We start from the raw sequence: 3,612 nt of genomic DNA on the forward strand, positions 1-3,612 counted from the left end.
GAATCGGTCGATCCACAGCACCGGTCGGAGCCTCGTCCTTGTCGGTGGCGGCGCCTACGATGGGAACATCAGTTCGATTCGGGGGAATCATGGTCGCTGAGCTCGTGCACACGGAGTCGCCATTGGCGTTCCTGGACGAGCTCGAGCGCGCTCTCGACGGGGCTGATCCGACGGCGTACCTGGATCAGTCGCCGATGCAGGCGCGACAGACCGCGATGCGGATCCAGCGGCTCCAGGCGAGATTGGCGGCGCACTCCGCTGCGGCGGTCCGGGCGGTGGACGCGCTGGTGCCGGTGGGTCTTGGCGGGTCCACCGGCACCGCCGACCTGCTGGCCCGCGACTTCGGCCGTGACCGGCGGGCCGCCGGGCGTCAGGTGCGCCTGGCCGAGGCACTCGGTGAGCGCACGGCGACGGAGAAGGCGCTCGCGGACGGTCTCATCACCGAGTGGCAGGCGGCCCTGATCGTCAACACCCTGCGTGGGGTGCCCGAAGAACATCGCGACCGGTGCGAGCAGACGCTGATCGCGGCTGCCCAGACCTTGAGCGCGAAGGACCTGTCCCGCCGGGCCAAGCGGATCGCCGACGTCTACGCACCCAAGCCCGAGGTCGACCGGCTCGAGATCGAGTCGCTCGAAGCCGAGGAGGCCCGCGCGTGGGAGCGGACGTCGCTCTGGATGGTCGACGACCGCGACGGCACCTGGCGCGGCGGCTTCACCCTCCCCGACCTGCAGGCCGAGATGCTCCGCACGATGCTTGACGCGTTCACCGCCCCACGGCAGGGCGAGTCGCCGGTCACTGAGCCGGTCGAAGGGACGCAGAACCAGCGTCAGGGCCACGCGTTCGCCCACCTGATCGAGAAGATGCCCGTCGACGGCCTGCCCCCAGTCCGGCACCACCGCCGCGACCCTGGTGGTCGGCGTGCAGCTCAAGGATCTTCGCGACGGCCTGGCCGCGGCGACCATCGCCACCGGCACCCGGCTGTCGTCCGGCGAGACCCGACGCCTCGCCTGCTCAGCCGGCATCATCCCCGCCGTCCTCGACGGCAACAGCGTCCCGCTCGACCTCGGACGGACGAAGCGGCTGTTCAGCAAGCACCAGAAGACCGCGATCGGACTGCGAGATCTCGGCTGCGTCGCCCCCGGGTGCGATCGACCACCCGCCTGGTCCGAGGTCCACCACCCGATCCCCTGGAGCCAGGGTGGCGAGACGAACCTCGACAACGCCGTCCTGCTCTGCCCCCGACACCACCACCAAGCCCATCAACAGGGCTGGCAGTTCCGACGCGACGAGCACGGCCACGTCCAGACCCGCGGACCCGACGGAGAGTGGAAGGACGACGGACGATGGCGGGCCTGACCGGGCCGGAGGCCTCAGACGACGTGGAGCGGCTCGTGCGGGAGGGCGGGCAGCTCGACGGTGACCACGTCGTCCGGACGCACGACGCCTCCGGTCAGGACGACGCTCATGACGCCGGCCTTGTGCACCACGGCTCCGGACTCGTCGCGGTCGACGACGGCCTTGAGCAGGCCGGTGCGGAACCGCTCGATCTGCACGCAGGGCTTGCGCAGCCCGGTGAGCTCGAGCACCACCTCGTCGCCGACGTGCAGGCGGGTGCCGGCGGGCAGGTCGAGCAGGGCGACGCCGCGGGTCGTCAGGTTCTCGCCCAGGTCGCCGGGCTTCACGTCGAAGCCCTGCACCGCCAGCCCGTCGAGCAGCTCGGCGTGGATGAGGTGCACCTGGCGCAGGTTCGGCCGGGCGGGGTCGCGCCGCCGGTCGAAGACGTGCTGCACCGTCGGACCGGCGTGCGCGTCGCCCTCGATGCCGAGGCCGGCGACGAGGCGCACCTCGAACGCGTTCTGCTTGCTGAACCCGTGCCGCGGCGAGAGCGACACCGCCTCGACGACGCCGGGGGCGGTCGGGGCGGGGTCGGTCGTCACGGCCGTGACTCTACGACGCGTCCGCGCTGCCGGGCGTCGCGGACACCAGCCGTCCCGCATGGTGGCGTCCGCGCGGGACGATCATCGGCGTACCGCTCACCGGGTCGGGCACCACCTGGCACGGCAGCCCGAACACGTCGCTGACCAGCGCCGCGTCCACGACGTCGGACGGCGTGCCCTCGGCCACGATGCGCCCGCCCTTCATCGCGATGATGTGGTCGGCGTAGCGGCAGGCCAGGTTGAGGTCGTGCAGCACCAGCACGACGGTCGTGCCCTCGGCCCGGTTGAGGTCGGTGAGCAGGTCCAGCAGCTCGACCTGGTGGTTGATGTCCAGGTACGTCGTCGGCTCGTCGAGCAGCAGCAGGTCGGTCTCCTGCGCCAGGGCCATGGCGATCCAGACCCGCTGGCGCTGGCCCCCGGACAGGTCCTGGACGCGCCGGTCGACGAGCTCCGCGGTGCCGGTCGCCTCGAGCGCCGCGGCGACGGCCCGGTCGTCCTCGGCGGTCCAGCGGCGGAAGAAGCCCTGGTGCGGGTAGCGGCCGCGGCCCACCAGGTCGGCGACGGTGATGCCGTCGGGCGCCAAAGGGGTCTGCGGCAGCAGGCCGAGCACCTGGGCGACGTCCTTGCTGGCCATGTCGTGCACCGACGAGCCGTCGAGCAGGACGCGACCGGCCTGCGGCTTGAGCAGGCGGGCCAGGCCCCGCAGCAGGGTCGACTTGCCGCACGCGTTGGCGCCGACGATGACCGTGATCGCGCCGTCGGGCAGCTCGACGTCCAGGTCGTCGACGACCGTGCGGTCGTCGTAGGCCAGGCTCAGGCCCTCGGCCCGCAGCGAGTGGGGAGAGCGCGTCATCCGCCTCGTCCTTCCCGGTTGACGCTGGCCAGCAGCCAGATGAGGTAGGGGGCGCCCAGCAGACCGGTCACCACACCGGCGGGCAGCGGGGTCGGCAGGAGGTTCTGGGCGACCAGGTCGGCGCCGAGCAGCACGATCGCGCCCACCAGTCCGGACGCGAGCAGGCCGCCGGACGCGGCCGGGCCGAGCACCCGGTGGGCGATGGGACCGGCCACCAGCGCGACGAAGAGCAGCGGCCCCGGTGACCGCGACGGCGACGGCGGTCAGCGCGACCGACACGGCCAGCAGCACCAGGCGCGACCGCTCGACGCGGATGCCGAGCGCCTTCGCGGCGTCGTCGCCGAGCTCGAGCGTGGCCAGCGAGCGCGACAGCACCAGGGCCAGCGGCACGAGCACGACCAGCGCGACCCAGAGCACGGTCAGCTCGGTGTCGCCGGCGCGGCCGACCGAGCCGACGAGCCAGGTCATGGCCTCGCGCGCCTCGTACACGTCGGCCCGGGCGATCACGTAGCTGATGATCGACGTGCACAGCTGCTGCACGCCGATGCCGATGAGGATGAACCGGTAGCCGCTCACCGCGCCGCGGAAGGCCAGCACGTAGACCAGCACGGCGGTGACCACCGCACCGACGAGCGCGGACGCCGACACCACCAGACCGGCGCCGCCGCCGAGCAGGATCATCGAGACCGCGAAGAGGCTGGCGCCGGACGAGACGCCGACGAAGTCCGGCGAGGCGAGCGGGTTGCCGAGCAGCCGCTGGAAGATCGCGCCGGCGACGCCCAGCGCGCAGCCCGGCGCCGAGGGCCGCGGCGGCGACCGGCA

At 72.7% G+C, this 3,612-nt stretch carries 4 protein-coding genes and 1 pseudogene; 1 reads left to right on the top strand and 4 read right to left on the bottom strand.

All coding sequences use genetic code 11. The features are described 5' to 3' along the window. Positions 1-68: 68 nt before the first annotated feature. A complete protein-coding gene (locus AC2W7G_RS11645; RefSeq protein WP_485868582.1) occupies positions 69-896 on the bottom strand; it encodes a hypothetical protein in 828 nt (275 codons plus the stop codon). A gap of 13 nt (positions 897-909) precedes the next feature. On the opposite strand from AC2W7G_RS11645, the gene AC2W7G_RS11650 reads away from it, so the two are divergent. Continuing rightward, a complete protein-coding gene (locus AC2W7G_RS11650; protein ID WP_485868583.1) occupies positions 910-1,356 on the top strand; it encodes an HNH endonuclease signature motif containing protein in 447 nt (148 codons plus the stop codon). Between the two features lie 14 nt (positions 1,357-1,370). Here AC2W7G_RS11650 and AC2W7G_RS11655 read toward each other — a convergent pair whose 3' ends face one another. The 3 genes and pseudogenes from AC2W7G_RS11655 to AC2W7G_RS11665 form a co-directional block, all read right to left on the bottom strand. Next, positions 1,371-1,937, bottom strand: coding sequence for an MOSC domain-containing protein (locus AC2W7G_RS11655; RefSeq protein ID WP_485868584.1), 567 nt, complete (start codon positions 1,935-1,937; stop codon positions 1,371-1,373). A gap of 10 nt (positions 1,938-1,947) precedes the next feature. Next, complete coding sequence (locus AC2W7G_RS11660) at positions 1,948-2,790, bottom strand: ABC transporter ATP-binding protein (protein WP_485868585.1); 843 nt, start codon at positions 2,788-2,790, stop codon at positions 1,948-1,950. Positions 2,791-3,084: 294 nt separating this feature from the next. Then, positions 3,085-3,573: pseudogene (locus AC2W7G_RS11665) on the bottom strand (iron chelate uptake ABC transporter family permease subunit); the annotation flags it as partial. Positions 3,574-3,612: the final 39 nt, after the last annotated feature.

It is taken from the genome of Aeromicrobium sp. PFPM2_SD2 (assembly GCF_057364525.1).